14 protein-coding genes are annotated in these 16,251 nt (G+C 42.4%); 10 read left to right on the top strand and 4 right to left on the bottom strand.

Annotation, left to right across the window (positions count from 1 at the left end):
• Positions 1–49 precede the first annotated feature (49 nt).
• The gene (locus ACUYLD_RS04260) at positions 50–979 is read right to left on the bottom strand and encodes an ArsR/SmtB family transcription factor (RefSeq protein WP_446674482.1); all 930 of its coding nucleotides are present in this window, start codon (positions 977–979) and stop codon (positions 50–52) included.
• A 613-nt stretch (positions 980–1,592) separates the two neighbouring features.
• Here ACUYLD_RS04260 and ACUYLD_RS04265 point away from each other — a divergent pair.
• From ACUYLD_RS04265 to ACUYLD_RS04310, 10 genes are all read left to right on the top strand, one after another.
• Positions 1,593–2,834: an extracellular solute-binding protein gene (locus ACUYLD_RS04265; protein WP_446674582.1), complete on the top strand. Its 1,242-nt coding sequence runs from the start codon at positions 1,593–1,595 to the stop codon at positions 2,832–2,834.
• A 75-nt stretch (positions 2,835–2,909) separates the two neighbouring features.
• Positions 2,910–3,788, top strand: a complete 879-nt coding sequence (locus ACUYLD_RS04270) for a carbohydrate ABC transporter permease (RefSeq protein WP_446674483.1) — start codon at positions 2,910–2,912, stop codon at positions 3,786–3,788.
• Positions 3,789–3,885: 97 nt separating this feature from the next.
• On the top strand, positions 3,886–4,755 hold the full coding sequence (locus ACUYLD_RS04275; protein WP_446674583.1) for a carbohydrate ABC transporter permease: 870 nt from the start codon (positions 3,886–3,888) through the stop codon (positions 4,753–4,755).
• 228 nt (positions 4,756–4,983) lie between these two features.
• On the top strand, positions 4,984–5,955 hold the full coding sequence (locus ACUYLD_RS04280; protein ID WP_446674484.1) for a glycoside hydrolase family 43 protein: 972 nt from the start codon (positions 4,984–4,986) through the stop codon (positions 5,953–5,955).
• A gap of 465 nt (positions 5,956–6,420) precedes the next feature.
• Entirely contained in the window at positions 6,421–8,529 is a 2,109-nt protein-coding gene (locus ACUYLD_RS04285; protein ID WP_254325890.1) for a class I SAM-dependent methyltransferase, read from the top strand.
• A 90-nt stretch (positions 8,530–8,619) separates the two neighbouring features.
• Positions 8,620–9,159, top strand: coding sequence for a GrpB family protein (locus tag ACUYLD_RS04290; protein ID WP_254325889.1), 540 nt, complete (start codon positions 8,620–8,622; stop codon positions 9,157–9,159).
• Positions 9,160–9,181: 22 nt separating this feature from the next.
• On the top strand, positions 9,182–9,835 hold the full coding sequence (locus ACUYLD_RS04295) for a hypothetical protein (RefSeq protein ID WP_231109377.1): 654 nt from the start codon (positions 9,182–9,184) through the stop codon (positions 9,833–9,835).
• 91 nt (positions 9,836–9,926) lie between these two features.
• Positions 9,927–10,352, top strand: a complete 426-nt coding sequence (locus ACUYLD_RS04300; RefSeq protein ID WP_250268039.1) for a VOC family protein — start codon at positions 9,927–9,929, stop codon at positions 10,350–10,352.
• A 229-nt stretch (positions 10,353–10,581) separates the two neighbouring features.
• The gene (locus ACUYLD_RS04305; protein ID WP_446674485.1) at positions 10,582–11,055 is read left to right on the top strand and encodes a MarR family transcriptional regulator; all 474 of its coding nucleotides are present in this window, start codon (positions 10,582–10,584) and stop codon (positions 11,053–11,055) included.
• A 154-nt stretch (positions 11,056–11,209) separates the two neighbouring features.
• The gene (locus tag ACUYLD_RS04310) at positions 11,210–12,445 is read left to right on the top strand and encodes an MFS transporter (protein ID WP_446674486.1); all 1,236 of its coding nucleotides are present in this window, start codon (positions 11,210–11,212) and stop codon (positions 12,443–12,445) included.
• A gap of 175 nt (positions 12,446–12,620) precedes the next feature.
• Here ACUYLD_RS04310 and nrdF read toward each other — a convergent pair whose 3' ends face one another.
• From nrdF to nrdI, 3 genes are all read right to left on the bottom strand, one after another.
• Complete coding sequence (nrdF, locus tag ACUYLD_RS04315; RefSeq protein WP_029516760.1) at positions 12,621–13,586, bottom strand: class 1b ribonucleoside-diphosphate reductase subunit beta; 966 nt, start codon at positions 13,584–13,586, stop codon at positions 12,621–12,623.
• 209 nt (positions 13,587–13,795) lie between these two features.
• Entirely contained in the window at positions 13,796–15,880 is a 2,085-nt protein-coding gene (gene nrdE, locus ACUYLD_RS04320; RefSeq protein ID WP_061828561.1) for a class 1b ribonucleoside-diphosphate reductase subunit alpha, read from the bottom strand.
• Positions 15,867–16,226: a class Ib ribonucleoside-diphosphate reductase assembly flavoprotein NrdI gene (nrdI, locus tag ACUYLD_RS04325; RefSeq protein ID WP_016819181.1), complete on the bottom strand. Its 360-nt coding sequence runs from the start codon at positions 16,224–16,226 to the stop codon at positions 15,867–15,869. Before nrdI ends, nrdE begins: the two co-directional genes overlap by 14 nt.
• Positions 16,227–16,251: the final 25 nt, after the last annotated feature.

A 16,251-nucleotide genomic window follows, 5' to 3' on the forward strand; every position in this document is an offset into this window, starting at 1 on the left:
ACATGTATTCAATGAATACAGGCTTCGGCCTATTTTTACATGTGGCGTGTCAGGAGTTGGCGTTGTCCTCCCCGTGCACATCATAAAGCACACGCACAAGCAGATCCTGACTGAAATTCCCAAATCTTTTGCCGAAAATAGTAAGCCCACCTTTGTTTTTTGATTGATCGGTTACGGATAAGCGGAGTGTAATGTCGCTTTTATAGTTAAGGTTAATATCGTCTATTGTGACTTCGGAAATGCGGCACCCGTCAATGAAGCTGCCTTGCTGATTGATGCGAATTAATTTGAGCATACCATATTGATTTAAATGCGGTGGCCACCAATCTGGATTGAGAACCCCCGGCACTTCTCCAAAATCTCCGGCGCTGGTCCAGTGCCCAATAGGGATACCGTTAATGTGAAAACAAATGTCGGAGGGATATTCCTCACAATAGCAGGGTGCTTCTGAGCCTAGTTCTGCGGAGAATTGAATTTCTTTAAAGGATTGATTCGCTTTCAGATAGTTGGGGATGCGGTATTCCAAAAAGCCTTCGGCCATCCAGATCATTTCCGACTCCAGCCGCCCGGGATCTGCAAAATAGCGTGGATCATCAAAATCGCCGATAATGCTGTCTCGGGTCACCAATCCACAAGTGGGGGACGCTTGATAGTTACTATAATGACCTACGCGAATCTCAACCTCATACACATTTTTTTGTTCTCTGCTGCGCAAATCTACCATCAGCTTATCCTTGTTCAAATAACACATTTTTCGGGTACCGTGCTTGCCGCTCACCGTATTGATCTCCACAAGACCGCATTCTTCCAATTTTCGAATATGCATTGTAATTGTACCGTTACTCAAATTAAGTTTGTTGGCAATGTCATTCATACTTTGTCCCTGGTAAGCAAGGAACTCGAGAATTTGAATGCGGATTTCTGAACCCAGTGCTTTAAAAATATCTAACCCTGACATTAAGTTCTTAATATAAATCATAGCTATAGACCATCCTTATCTATAAAAATTGTAATGTAAGCGCTTATATATTTACTTTGATTTATGTTAAAATAAAATCAAAAAGAAGTAAACTGCTTTTTTGTAAATTTTTTTTACTAAACCAAGAGAGGAGCGAATTGAACTCCAAATTAGGGATTACTCCATAAATAAATCGTATTTAAGATTTATTTCTAGTTTTTTTGATGTGAATAAACTTAAATACGATTCAATTTTGCTTTCCATGTTACTCTAACCTATGTTTTATAACTATTTAAAAAGATTGAAAAATACATTGACGAACCGAGGAAAGGCATGCTATATTTTGTTTGTAAACGAATTCATTATTGATAAAGAAAAATGTTAATTATACGGTACATGAGAGGGATGATAATCACAGCGGCAATCAACAACGGGTTGTGTACCGCACAGTTAAAGATTAGGCCGAGTGGTATGAATTTAATTTAACAATTAATGTATGCGGTTTCATTTGTGAGAGAGGGAGCAAGAAAAAATATAGTAAAAATAAACACTGGTGTAGTGATGGTTTCACAGTGAAGCTGATACAATCGAAATTAGTGTAAAACATGTAAAAAAACTTAATTAGGGGGAAACGATCTTGAAGAAAAAACTTATCTTTTCATTGATTTTAGTTTTGCTGACAACAGTAGTCTTGGTAGCATGTGGTAACGATGACAAAAATACTATTACGTTCTGGACACCACTGACAGGCGATGATGGCGCCTACATGGATAAGTTGGTGAAAGATTATAATGCCACAAATCCGAAGATAAAGGTTAAGCATATCATTACTTCAGATATGTATACGAAGTTGTCTACAGTTATAAATTCCAAAAAAGGTATTCCCGATTTAGCCATTATACATGCGGATCGTGTTCCGGGTTTTGTCAAGAGAGGTGTGTTGGAGTCGATAACTTCGGCAATAAAAAATCAGCCTGAAATCAGAAAAGAAAACTACCTGTCACAAGCATGGTCCACAGGAAAAATAAATGAAACACAGTATACAGTTCCCCTTGATATTCATAGTGGTGTTATGTACTACAATAAAGATTTGTTGAAAAAATATAATGCGGAATCCTTCCTTGATGATAACGTGATCACGATTGATGAGATGCTCTCTTTGAAAGGAAAATTGGCCAAAGATGAATATGTTGTCAATGACGCCTTGCTTGGTTGGGTAATCTTAGGCCAAGTTCAAAATATGGGTGGAGATATCCAAAAAGACGGGAAACCAACAATTAATACTCCTATTATGAAACAAGTGTTTGAGAACGTGAAAAAAATTAATGATGCTGGTCTGATGACTCCGTTCGGTGAAGATGGCTATCTAATGTTCCAGTCGGGAAAAGTACTGTTCTCCACAGACGGCACATGGAGTTCCACAACGCATGCCAAGGTTAAAGGCTTGAATTTCGGAGTTACTAATGTATATTCTCCTACTCCCGCTAAATTTACGAACCGTTCTTCTTCACATTTGTTTGCTATGCTGAACAATGATAAGAGAAGCGACGAAAAGGAAGCTGCTATTGGTGAATTCCTGGAATTTGTACGTGTGAATTCGATTGAGTGGGCTAAGGCTGGACAGATTGTAGCAAGTAAAAAAGTTAACGAAAGTCCAGAATACAAAAACTTTTTACAATCCTACTTCACTTCAAATGAGAAAGAGACGAAATCACTTTATATTTACACATATGAATACTATCCATATGTTGCGGAAGCGGTAGATACTTATGCTCCAGATATGGTGCGCGGCAAAGCAAATATCGATGAATACTTGCAGAAAATGCAAAAATTTGTAGAGGACAAAGTTGCTGAAAGCAACGTCGGAGCCAAATAAGCTGAATCCAGAATAGATTGCATGGGGTATTGTAAGAAAATGCATTACCCTATGCAAAAGGAGAAATGATTGCCGATGAAAAAAAAATTGAATTGGATGCCTGCTTTCTTTGTGGGACCGCATGTCATTTTATTTGCGCTCTTCATTTTGGTGCCAACAATTTATGGGATTTATGCTTCTTTCACAAAATGGAATTTAATGAGTGATCCTATATGGGTTGGTTTGGAAAATTACAAGACGATTCTCTTTGACAGTGGCTCCACTTTTCATACCCAATTTTTGAATGGTCTAAAAAATACGCTGCTCTTCGTGTTTTTAAGTGTACCAATAATGATCATTCTTCCTTTGCTCATTGCAGTAGCTCTTGAGCATAAAAAAGTAAAAATGAAAACACTTATTCAATCCATTCTCTACATTCCCGGGCTAATCTCGATCTCTGCGGCAGCTTTGATCTGGCTGTTAATTTTTAATAAACAGTTAGGGATCACTGGCAATGTGTTTGGTTCGGATATAGCTTGGCCAGCAAATCAGCCTTATGCTTGGCTTATTATCATTGTGATCACGATTTGGGGAGGAGTCGGCGGAAACATGATCATTTATCGTGCTTCAATTAGTGGTGTATCACAAGATTTATATGAATCAGCCGAACTTGACGGCGCGGGTCCAACTCGCAAATTTGTAAGTATTACTTTGCCATCCATTCGTTTTCCAATGGTTTACACATTTGTGATGACAACTGCTGGAGCTTTTAACGTATTCGGACAACCACTAATGATGACCAAAGGCGGTCCTCACCAGAGTACAAATGTGTTGATGATGTATATTCGCCAATTAGCCTTCGGTAATGGCGAATCAATCGCAGGAATGGCTTCCGCTATGGCAGTGCTGCTTGGATTGATTATTTTGATCATTTCGGCATTTCAATTTTATGTCATGAACCGAAATGCTTCCTAAAATTCAAATGAGTTAATTCATGAACAAGGGAAACGGAAAAGGGTAGGTGTTAAAAATGTCAGGTCAGGTGACAGATAAAGTAAATAATAAGCTAACTATGAATAAACAAAGCACAGCAAAGAAATTACGTACTGGTAGTGTCTCGAAATACGTAGCGTATCTCTTTTTAATAATTCTATGTATTATATGGGTTATACCTGTAATATTCGGTATTACTACCTCATTTCGCTCGCAAACGGAAGTAGTTTCTTCTGGTTTTAGATTATTCCCCGAAGAATGGATTTTTGAAAACTATGCCGCCATTTTGGATAACACGTCAACAGCCCCCATTTTGCGTTGGTTAATGAATTCTTTGATTATAGCAACTTCGCACACGATTTTGGTTGTTATCGTTATTTCAATTACTGGATACGGTTATTCCCGTATGAAGTTTAAAGGCAGAGATACTTTATTTTTCACTCTGTTGGGCATTTCTTTTTTTCCGGGCGTAGTAAATTTGATCCCTTCTTATAAAATTATTGATGCCTTGGGCTGGGTAAATACCCCTCTGGCAATGATTATTCCTGGTTTGGCTGGAATGGGGAATATTTTTCTTGTAAGACAGTTTATGAGCGGAATTCCAAAAGAACTGGATGAGTCGGCTCATGTCGATGGTGCAAGTCACTTCAGAATATACTGGTCGGTCATCTTGCCGCTGATTAAGCCTGTCCTGATTGTTTGTGCTCTGTTTTCCTTTACCGGATCGTGGAATGATTTTCTCTGGCCGGTTATTGTGTACACAGATGTCGAAAAAATGCCGATTACCGCAGGATTGCTGCTGTTGCAGGACATTTATGGAAACTATCGAATGATTGGACAATTGATGGGTTCGGCAATTCTTGCAATTATTCCGACAATGTTGCTGTTCTTGTTTTCCCAAAAGTATTTTGTACAGTCCATTAACCTGAACTCAGGTATTAAGGGTTAAACAAAGCGGTACTCTTTTTAATTACAAGTCGTCTACTGTTGCTATGAGGAAGACTTGATTACATTTGGCCATCTTTTGAAACGGACCCTGCCCGCGTTGGGAGGGCATCTATATAAAACATTGTTTTTATCGTTTGGGTTAATATGATAAATCTATTTGAGGTAAGCAAAACGGCGACTAGCCATCCTCAATGGGAAATGAACTTTACACATAGAGGAGAGAATAACCATGAATCAATCTGTACCCATTAATAATCCGGTCATTGAGCAACGGGCAGACCCTTGGATTTACAAGCATAGTGACGGATACTATTATTTCACCGGATCTGTGCCAGAGTATGACCGAATTGAGGTTCGACGAGCAAGTACTATTCAAGGCTTGAGTACAGCAGAGCCTGTCGCAGTGTGGCACAAATATGAAACGGGCCCGTTAAGTGCGAACATTTGGGCACCGGAAATTCATTATATTAACGACAAATGGTACATTTATTTTGCAGCAGCTCGTACAACGGAAACGAAGGAAGGCCTGTTCGACCACCGAATGTTCGTGCTGGAAAATCAATCAGCTAATCCTTTGGAAGGGGAATGGGTGGAAAAAGGACAGATCAAAACCCGTTGGGAGACGTTCGCTCTCGATGCGACAACCTTCCAGCATAATGGGGTTTTGTATTATGTGTGGGCTCAGAAAGACCCGGACATCGTAGGCAACTCCAATCTGTATATTTCAGAAATGAGCAATCCGTGGACGCTGCGCGGTGAGCAGGTTATGATCTCTACACCAGAATATGACTGGGAAGTCATCGGTTTTAAGGTGAATGAAGGAGCAGCGGTTCTGAAACGGAACGGACGGATCTTTATCAGTTATTCAGCTAGCGCCACAGACCACAATTATTGCATGGGCCTGTTGACAGCAGACGAGAATGCGGATTTACTTGATCCGAAATCATGGACGAAATCACCTGAGCCGGTATTCTGCACCAATGAGGAAACAGGACAATTCGGGCCAGGTCATAACAGTTTTACGGTTGCTGCTGACGGTAGCGATGTAATCGTATATCACGCCCGGAATTACAAGGAAATTACAGGCGACCCGCTGTATGACCAGAATCGTCATACACGTGTTCAGCCGTTCAACTGGAAGGAAGATGGAACACCTGATTTTGGTATTCCAGTACCCGATGGCGTTCCTGTTGATAAATAAGCGAAATCTATTATAGATGGTTGACGTGTTGCACAGCGGCACTGTAACTTTCTAGAAATCATAGGTAATTATGATTCGGATGCGTATAACAAGAGTAATAAGATATCTTCTGAGCCTTCAGGCTGGAGGATATCTTTTTGCTTTTGGTACTGTAAGGGAAGACCATCACGGCAGGCTTAAGTTCCTGCAAATTCCCGGTACTAATATTTGCGTGGTAGCCATTCATGATTATGTGCCATCACTGCCTTGGTTTATTTATAAATATACACAGGCCAAAGTACATTTGGGGGTTATGTATGCGTTTGGAAAGTATGTCAAGCGGTTGATTGATACAAATGTTTAATATTTTCCACGAGATGGAAGCTACAAATGTATGGTAAAGTGTAATATATACAAGGTTTTATCCAAATATCCTATCCAAAGTCTCCTGTGCATACCGAATCCGAATTACACGAGGTGAGAAAAATGCTGCAATCGTTAAAAGCCATTGCTAATTACAGGAAAGAAAATGATCTGGCCTGGGATACACCGACTTGGCTAAAGCTGCTTGTTTCGGCTGAGGAGCGTATTGTAAATTTGGAACGCATTCGATCCATAGGTGAGTTAAAGGATGCCAATCCTGTACTGGATTACGTGGAGCGTACGTTGCTTATTTTGGACGGACTTCCATTGTCATTCTGGGTTAAAGAGCTACTGGAGGATGTTTTGGTATGGTCTGAGACAGCCAAAGGAGGCACAGTCCGCGAACGGCTACGCTGGCAGCATGAGGGCATTAATTTATTTGTACATAATATCGGCTCCTCTCAACTGTATGTTAGACAGGCCCAAGCGGAGTCCCCTGCTTACCCGCGCAATAGCATGACCCGAATTCTGATTGAGACGCATGGATTGATTGGGCAATATATACGGGGAGAAATTCCTTTTGCGGAAAATCGACTGCTGCTTGAAATTACTCGTAAGGGCTGGCTGAGCCCTGAGGAACTGGAGCTTGTTTTACGGGCTCTGAACGAATGTATTATCGCCGGGGTAGAACCTGCATTATGGGACCAAGTACGCGGGGAAGTGGAGGAGCTAATCGGTTGGATTGCATGGGACAACGCACCTGTAGTCTGGAGTGTAAAGGAACGATTGAAGAGATTGCGGTCGGTTTCGATACATGCAGGGGAGCCGTTTGAGCAGGCTTACGCCGAGCTGGAGCGGGAGCTGAATGTAGAGAAGGCGCTGGCTCCGCTAGAGAATCGGACACTTTGGTATGTAGAATCCGCTTTGCAGGATTTTTCACTTCAAGAACTGGTCAAGGTATTCTTACTCACACTGAGGGATGGTACAGGACAGGAACAGCCGGCAACGGTACGGCATATCAGTTTTGAATCGCTTATGAATACGATGTATTATGACTATCGTGGTGTTAAGAAAATTAACGTATACAAAAAACGAATGATAGAAAAATACTTAAGCTCACTGTCCTGGCAGGACATTTCAAAGGGAAAACGGAAGCATAATCCTCATTTGAGTGTAACTGTAGAGCATAAAGAGGAGCTGCCAAGTACCGTATTTTTCAATTTTGTATTTTCATCAGCTGCTGAAAAACTGATCGACTTTTGTATTGAGGCAGAAAAGACGCCTCTGTATGACAAAGCAGTTTTGCTGCTGTTTGATCTGTTCGGCTTACGGCGCGATGCTTATGATCGCTTTCACAATGAGGAAACGTATCTTACAGATATGAACCAGACCGTAGATTACAAAAGGGTCATTTTGGATTATGTGACTGGAACCCGCATACTGGATATTGGACCCGGCGGGGGCGTGCTGCTGGATCTGATCGAACAGGAAAGACCAGATGCGAAGCCATTAGGTCTTGATATTTCTGTGAATGTCATTGAGGCACTTAAACGTAAAAAGCAATTGGAGCGCCATCGTTGGGATGTCATCAAAGGAGATGCGCTTCGGTTGGAGGAATATGTGGAAACGGGGAGTATGGACACGGTTATCTTCTCTTCGATTCTTCACGAGCTGTATTCCTACATCGAACGAGATGGAAAAAGGTTCAACTCACAAACAGTGGAAGCTGCTTTGCAAAGCGCTTATCGTGTACTTGCACCCGGCGGACGCATTATCATTCGAGACGGTATTATGACCGAACCAGTAGAACAGCGCAGACGAATTCGATTCTTGGAGCCGGACGGAATGGAATGGCTGATGCGGTATGCGCAGGATTTTGCGGGTCGTCCCATAGAAATAGAGCGTATAGGTGAGCATGAGGCTGTTTTGCCGGTAAATGATGCAATGGAATTCCTATATACCTATACATGGGGAGCGGAAGCCTATGTGCATGAAGTGCAGGAGCAGTTTGGTTATTTTACTCCGTCACAGTATGAAGAATGTATTCGTAACACACTTGGTTCACAAGCGATTATCCGGGTGAGTCGCCACTATTTGCAGGAGGGCTATGCCGAGGCGCTGTCCAGTCGTGTTGAGTTCATGGATGAGCAGGGACAGCCGGTTCCTTTGCCAGACAGTACCTGTCTGATCGTGATTGAGAAGCCAAATCATAGGGATGAAGCAACTAAATGATTTTTAATTTGAACAAGAGAATGCCTTCTGAGGTGTGCCAAGCACGATTAGAAGGCATTTTTTAGAAAGCTAGTGGAGGTGTGTTCATGTATGTCCTCGCAGGTGGAAATATCCGGGTATGACCCGCAGTGGGCTGAAGAGTATATGCGAGAGAAAAGGAAAATTGTAGAGGCTCTCGGAGACGTATGTGTCGGCGTAGAGCATATTGGCAGTACATCCGTTCCTGGTCTGGGAGCCAAGGCTATTATCGACATTATGGTTGGAGTAGAAGATTTGGCTATTATTCAATCCGAACAGCGACAGCGTTTACTAGGTATTAAATATGAATATGTACATAAGCCTGATTTTTCAGAGCGAGCTTTCTTTCGCCGTGGAGAATGGGGGGCTGGGACCCATCATTTGCATATTTACAAGTATAAAGGAGAACATTGGGAAAACCATTTATTGTTCAGAGATTACTTGAAAGCGCATCCTGAGAGCCTGCGAGCGTATGAGACTTTAAAAAAAGATTTGGCGCATCAATTCAAACATGACCGTGCAGCGTATACCGAAGCCAAGGGACCTTTCATTCGGCAGATAGTTGAGCAAGCAAAGCTTGAAAGACAAAAGCAGAGACAAATGGAATTTTAGTACGCATGGACAAGGTGGAGGTATGATGAAGAATATGATGCTTGATGCACAGGTAACGCCGAATGGCTTAAAAGACAGAATGCTGCTGCTGTCAGCGCTGGACATTATATTGTCTCCAGAAGATTGGTTACGCACGTATCGTATGCAGTCTGAATGGTCTGGTGATGTGTGCCTAGGTGAGGTGAACAACGGCGCTGGAGATACGATTCATATGCTATGGACGTGTGGAGGTGTGCTGTTGAAGGGTTTTGACCACGAATCCCCTGTAAGTCCTCATGCGAGAGACGAATATGAGGTCTGGCCGGGCATGTATGACGGTGTGCCTGATGATATGATGGAGCTTTTGGAAGATGAAGCACTGGAGAAGGAGGACGTTACCTTTTGTATGTGGAGGGAAGCGGGAGATAAGGAGTGGAGTAAGGGCAACACGAACTTTCCTGAGGGATATGACGATGGCTCATCCTTTTTGCTGGGGAAAATTATAGTTACACCGGAGGAATATCAGGATTGGGCTGAAAGTTACTATGAGTTGCCGATTTCTCTAGGAGTGGTAAGCCAGATTTTCAACGGCGTTCCGATCACTGCACAGATGATCTCTGCGCTTCATCCACAGCGTAACGTTACGGAAGCGATAAAGGAGCTAAAGCAGCTTGGCGTTCAGGTGCATGAAAGCTAAGCATACAGATTTGTTTTTCTTGACAAGTTTTGTATATAATACAGGAGAAATGCTGGGTTAATCACCTCGAATTAAAGGAGCTGTGTTGAAGATGTCGAAACGTTTGATTCCTTACATCACGATGGATGGAAATGCAAAAGAAGCAATCGAATTTTATAAAGAGGCATTGGATGCTCAACTGCTTTTTATTCAAACCTTTGGGGAAATGCCGGAAAACCCCGATTTTCCCATTCCCGCAGAGGTCAAGGAACGTGTGGGACATGCTACCCTTAAAGTGGGTGAGACAGAGCTCATGTTTTCTGATACCTTTCCCGGATCACCGTTTAGCAGTGGGAATCAGGTGAGCATCTGTATTACAACCGATAGTGTGGAGCAAGCTCAAAAAATGTTTGATGCTCTACAGCAAGGAGGACAGGTGGGAATGCCTTTACAGGAAACCCATTTTAGTCTAGCTTATGGGAATGTAACAGACAAGTTTGGTGTCACCTTTCAAATATTCACAGAGGCTCGGTCTTAAGAAATGGAAAACGGCTCGATTCCGCTACTTTAGCGATCTGGCCGTTTTTTGCGTGTATGTCCTCGTCTGAAGAATAAATATACATACAGCATGGGGAGTGATATCTTTTTTACCCTGCTTGCCGTTAGTAGATTAGCTTTAATTACTGAATGCTTAGACGCTTGTTGAAATAGAAACAAAAATATATTATATTATGTTGTTAATGCACCAACGGGTGGGAGGACAGGCCATGAACAAAGAAGAACAAGTCATAATGGGTTTCAGGGACTTATATAACAAGATGGTTTGGCTTAATAAGGATAAGATGGAAGACAGTCTTAAGGGTTATAAGTCTTCTGAAGTTCATTGCATCGAATACATTGAAAGAAATGTAGATTCCAACGTGACAAAACTTGCGGAGTCCCTTTATATGACTAGCGGTGCCATAAGTAAAATAACTAAGAAGCTCATAAAAAAAGGCATTATCGAAAGCTACCAGAAGCCGGATAACAAGAAAGAAATCTATTTTCGGCTTACGGAGCAAGGGAAAGTAATCTATAAAATCCATGAGGACTTGCATAAAGAGTTTCAAGAGCGAGATAAAGCCGTGTTTGAACAGGTAACCGAGGAACAATTTGATAGTATGCTTAGCTTCGTGGAAAAGTATAATAGGCATTTGGATGCGGAAATAAAGAAACAGGGTATAGATATTAAGTCGGAATAAATCTGAATAATGAAAATCAAATCACAGGCAGCCGGGCTCTATTGAGAACAGGCTGCCTTTTTTTGCTATTATTTTGTTGCCGAGGAAGCAAAATTGTGATACGATGTTTTTGCTTCCGAGGAAATAAAAACATAGCCTTTGAGGGGAGAATTTAATGTTCAAATTTAGATCACACAATGAACAGAACACAGAACAAACCGTAGATAAACACGCTTTAATATTCGGTCTTATCTCTGTGTTTCTTTGCGGAATAGGCTTCAGTATCATAGCACCTGTCGTCCCTTTCTTAGTACAGCCTTATATAAGCAATCCGGGAGAACAAGCTATCGTTGTCACGCTGCTGACTTCTGTTTATGCCTTCTGCGTGTTTTTTGCGGCCCCCGTGCTTGGAGCTCTGAGTGACAAATATGGCCGTCGTCCATTGCTCTTAGTATGCCTTTTGGGTTCCGCAATCGGGTACTTGGTTTTTGGCATAGGAGGAGCTCTATGGGTACTATTTGCGGGACGCATAATAGAGGGTATAACAGGTGGGAGCATAAGCACGATCTTCGCCTATTTTGCAGACATCATTCCTACAGAACAGAGAACTAAATACTTTGGATGGGTGAGTGCGGTTGTAGGTGTAGGTACCGTCATTGGCCCAACTGTAGGCGGGTTACTTGCCAAGTTTGGTTATTCTGTACCCATGTATTTTGGAGCAATTATAACTTTAGTGAATGTTATATATGGATTCTTTTTTATGCCTGAGAGCCTTGACAAGAAACATAGACTGAAAGAAATTACTTTTGTAAGACTTAATCCATTCATACAGCTTGCAAACCTGCTTTCCATGAAAAACTTAAACAGGCTACTTATCTCGGCGTTCTTACTTTGGATACCCAACGGATCTTTACAGGCCGTTTTTTCACAATTTACAATGGATACTTTTAGTTGGAAGCCTGCACTAATCGGACTTATGTTCTCAATTATGGGTGTCCAAGACATTATCTCACAAGGTTTCATCATGCCAAAGCTTTTGAGAAAACTTAGTGATAAACAGATAGCCATTCTTGGAATGGTTTCGGAGATTATAGGCTATAGTCTTATTGCGCTATCTGCTTTGTTCTCATTCTATCCTCTTATTATCGCTGGAATGTTTATATTTGGTTTTGGTGATTCGATCTTTGGGCCTTCATTTAATGGGATGCTCTCCAAGTCTGTCAATTCTAGTGAACAAGGAAGGATTCAAGGAGGTAGTCAATCTATTCAGGCTTTAGCAAGAATGATGGGGCCTATCATTGGAGGTCAAATCTATGTATCACTTGGTCATGCCGCACCCGCTTTTATGGGTATGATTCTTATAGCAGTGGCCATACCAGTTTTATATAAGAGAACGCATGTGAATATGTAAACTACTGCTCGAAGCTTTCCGGAACCACCTGCATAGCAGGTAGTTTTAAGAAAATAATAGGGTTTCAGAACTTAGGAACAAGTTCTGAAACCCTATTATTTTACAGTCTGAGCCATCCGCATGCGGACGGCTCTTCATAGTATCACCTTGCTAAATTAATTTCACGTATTTGTACTTATACGCCAAAATTAAAATCATCATCTGTCAGCGGCTCTACATTCATCGCCCGCACATAGCCGTTTCCTTTTTTAGAAAAGAAATCATGCTGCTTAGTGTGAGTGCTGATGCCGTTGAATACAATGGGATTAACTTCCTCTTCTTCAAACAGTGGATCAAAGCCCAAGTTCATCATGGCCTTGTTGGCGTTGTAGCGCAAAAAGACTTTCACATCGTCTACGAGTCCAATAGGAGTGTAAATTTGCTCGGTGTATTGTTCCTCGTTATTGTGCAAGTAGCGCAACAAGCCTACCAGTGTCTGATAAAGATCACGTTGTTCTTCCTCATCCAATTCTGCATAAATCTCCTGTGCCAGTACACCTACGTACACACCGTGAATACTTTCGTCCCGTAGGATCAAATCGATAATTTCTCCACTGCATGTCAACTTGCCCTGGCCCGCCAGATAAAGAGGGTAGAAGAAGCCGCTATAAAATAAATAGCTTTCTAACAGCACCGACGCTGCCATCGCGAGATACAGGTCTTTCGGTGTGTGGATATTCATATAATACTGACGAATGGTTTCTGCCTTGGTTTGGAGATGTGGATTTTCTTCCACCCAGCGGAATACACCGTCAATTTCTTCCGTGGAAGCTAGCGTTGTAAAGATGCTACTGTACGACTTGGCATGAATTTGTTCCATCATCGCCATAAAGCTTAGTACGGCTTTGCGTTGCAGTCCGTCCACATGCTCCATAATTTGCGGCATACCCACGCCGCCTTGAATGGTATCCAGTAGCGTCAATCCGCCCAGCACCTTCATGTAGGCTTCTTTTTCGATATCACTGAGGGTTACCCAGGACATTTTATCGTCAGACAACGGGATTTCATCATCCGTCCAAAATTGCATAATGTTCTGGTTCCAGAACATCAGTGTGAAATCATCGTCCGAGCGATTCCAGTTTACAGCTTGTATACCTGTCATTGTTAGCATTCTCCCTTCAGCTTGCGAGATTCCCTGGAAACAATAGTGCAGGCGAATCATCGTATGCTTGACATACGGAAGCTGTATCCGTGAGGGTCTGTCCAGTCCCGTAAAGGTCTGAACCACACGCTGGATACAGCTTCTAATGCAAAGCATCTATATCTATTCAAAATCTAATTTTTATACTACAGCTTGTTACCCTTTATGCTTTAGATGGAGCAGGTGAGGCACTCTTCCACAGACAGCTTTTTGGTGCGTGTGTAGTATAATGATTTAAGTCCTTTGTGTGCAGCGTACAGATAGCAACGTGCTAACTGACGCGTTGTCACGTCACTGTTCACATGAAGCACGGTCGAAATTCCTTGGTCCACGTGTGGCTGGATTTCTGCAATCAGATCAAGCACTTTGAACTGGTCCATTTGATAAGCAGATTTATAGAAGAACACGTTATCCTTTTGTAAATAAGGCATTGGATAGTAGGTCGTCGAATTGGCATAGGTACGGGTTTCAATCTGCTCAACAATCGGCATGACGCTGGATGTTGCATTTTGAATGTACGAAATGCTAGCAGTCGGCGCAATCGCCATACGATAGGCGTGGTACAGACCATTTTTCATCACATCTGCTTTTAATTTGTCCCAGTCCGCTGAAGTCGGAACATAGATGTCTTTGAACAACTCTTGTACACGTGCAGTTGTTGGACGATAATCTGTGTTCAGGTATCGGTCAAAATATACGCCTGTCGCATAATCCGATTCCTCAAATCCATAAAAGCTTTGTCCAGCTGCTTTAGCGATTTCCATACTTTTTTCAATGGAATGATAGTTCATCGTCATGAAGAAGGTACGGACAAAGTCCTTCGCTTCATTGCTTTCATACGCAATTTTGTTCTTGGCAAGATAGCCGTGCAGATTCATAACACCCAGTCCAACGGAGTGCATTTCACGGTTTGCTTTCGCAACACCCGGTGCATTAGCTACTTGGGTCATATCGCTGACCGAGGTGAGAGCAATCATACCCTCGTGAACGGATTCGCGGATTTTGCCATGTTCCATCACATTTACAATGTTCAGAGAAGCTAGATTACAGCTCACGTCCCGGCGGATGGTATCCTGTTGGCCGTAATCTGTAATTTCGGAAGTTTCCTGCAACTGGAAGATTTCCGTGCATAGGTTCGACATCTTGACTTGACCCACGTTTTTAAGAGCATGTGCCTGGTTCGCGTTACTTTTGTTCATGATATATGGATAACCAGACTCCAACTGAATCATGGCAATTTTCGTCAGCATGTCACGTGCGCTCATCGCTATTTTTTTCTTCACCCGATCGTCAGCGAGCAACGTATCGTACATTTCATCCAAATCCATGTCGTCCAGATGCGTTCCATAGGCTTTGAACACACTGTAAGGAGCAAATACATGCAGCGGTTCATTATCTTGAGCCAGCTTGTAAAAGCGGTTTGGCACCAGCAATCCAATAGAAAGTGTCTTGAGACGTACTCTTTCGTCAGCATTGATCTTTTTGCTATCCAGGAACTCAAGCACGTCCCATCCGAAAATGTTGTAATAGGCTGCCCCAGAGCCTTTACGTTGCCCCATTTGATCCGCATAGGAGAAACCGTCTTCCATCAGCTTCAGCACAGGCATAATGCCTTTTGCTGCGCCTTCTACGCCTTTAATCGCTTCGCCGCGTGCCCGCAGTTTCGACAGGTTGACCGCAACACCGCCCCCGATTTTGGACAACTGCATGCAGGTGTTCAGCACATAGTTGATTGAGTTCAGGGAGTCGTCCATTTCGAGCAGGAAGCAGGATACCAATTCCCCACGGCGGCTTTTGCCTGCATTCAGGAAGGTTGGTGTTGCTGGCTGGAGGCGTTGCTCCATCATCGAGCGGGACAACAGGCGTGCCGTATCGGCGTTACCGCGTCCTAAATGCAGCGCGACAGCAGCAACCCGGTCAGGGTAATGTTCCAGATAGACTTTCCGGTCGTTACTCTTCATTGCATAGTCGGTGTAAAACTTGGATGCTGCCATATAGGAAGGAAATTTAAAATTATAGCTATGAGTGATATGGAAAATATCATTAATTTCGTCAGCCGTGTAGCTGTTATAGAAATTTTCGTAATAATCATTCTCAATCATATACAGCACTTGAGCGGCTGTGTCAGCAAACTTCAAACTCCGTTCCTGAACTTCCTTCATAAACTCTGCTACAGCCTCTTGGTCTTTTTCCAATTGGAAAAAGCCGTCTGTATCGCGTTTCATCAACATGTTGTTCAATTCAATATGCCGCAACTCGGCTCACCTCCTGTTTAAAACGCTCTACATCTCCGAACGTTCCAGATAATTCAAATTTACTAATCACGGGGACATTATAATGATCGGCAATCAAATCCGCACTTTTGGCAAATTTCTCACCCCAGTTACGGTTGCCGCTTGCAGCTACACCAACAAGGTTTTGAGCATTCTTTTTCAAAAAGGAAGATACCCTCTCAGGTATCTGCCCAAACCCGGTTGTATATGTAATAAGTACGTAAGGTTCTTCTATAGTCATTTGCTCCTCGATCTGAACCGCTGGAAGCTTGAGCTTGTTTATAAATCTTTTTACATTGCCGGTCTTCGAATCATATGCAATCAGCATGGTATGCAACCTCCTTAAACAATTA

Source organism: Paenibacillus sp. SER-28 (assembly GCF_052906305.1).

Excerpts from the sequence above, each read along its gene's own strand:
- ACUYLD_RS04290 (WP_254325889.1), top strand. The coding sequence starts at position 8,620 with ATGTCCTCGCAGGTGGAAATATCCGGGTATGACCCGCAGTGGGCTGAA.
- ACUYLD_RS04280 (WP_446674484.1), top strand. The coding sequence starts at position 4,984 with ATGAATCAATCTGTACCCATTAATAATCCGGTCATTGAGCAACGGGCA.
- ACUYLD_RS04295 (WP_231109377.1), top strand. The coding sequence starts at position 9,182 with ATGATGAAGAATATGATGCTTGATGCACAGGTAACGCCGAATGGCTTA.
- ACUYLD_RS04310 (WP_446674486.1), top strand. The coding sequence starts at position 11,210 with ATGTTCAAATTTAGATCACACAATGAACAGAACACAGAACAAACCGTA.
- ACUYLD_RS04275 (WP_446674583.1), top strand. The coding sequence starts at position 3,886 with ATGAATAAACAAAGCACAGCAAAGAAATTACGTACTGGTAGTGTCTCG.
- ACUYLD_RS04260 (WP_446674482.1), bottom strand. The coding sequence starts at position 979 with ATGATTTATATTAAGAACTTAATGTCAGGGTTAGATATTTTTAAAGCA.
- ACUYLD_RS04285 (WP_254325890.1), top strand. The coding sequence starts at position 6,421 with ATGCTGCAATCGTTAAAAGCCATTGCTAATTACAGGAAAGAAAATGAT.
- ACUYLD_RS04305 (WP_446674485.1), top strand. The coding sequence starts at position 10,582 with ATGAACAAAGAAGAACAAGTCATAATGGGTTTCAGGGACTTATATAAC.
- nrdF (WP_029516760.1), bottom strand. The coding sequence starts at position 13,586 with ATGACAGGTATACAAGCTGTAAACTGGAATCGCTCGGACGATGATTTC.
- ACUYLD_RS04300 (WP_250268039.1), top strand. The coding sequence starts at position 9,927 with ATGTCGAAACGTTTGATTCCTTACATCACGATGGATGGAAATGCAAAA.
- nrdI (WP_016819181.1), bottom strand. The coding sequence starts at position 16,226 with ATGCTGATTGCATATGATTCGAAGACCGGCAATGTAAAAAGATTTATA.
- ACUYLD_RS04270 (WP_446674483.1), top strand. The coding sequence starts at position 2,910 with ATGAAAAAAAAATTGAATTGGATGCCTGCTTTCTTTGTGGGACCGCAT.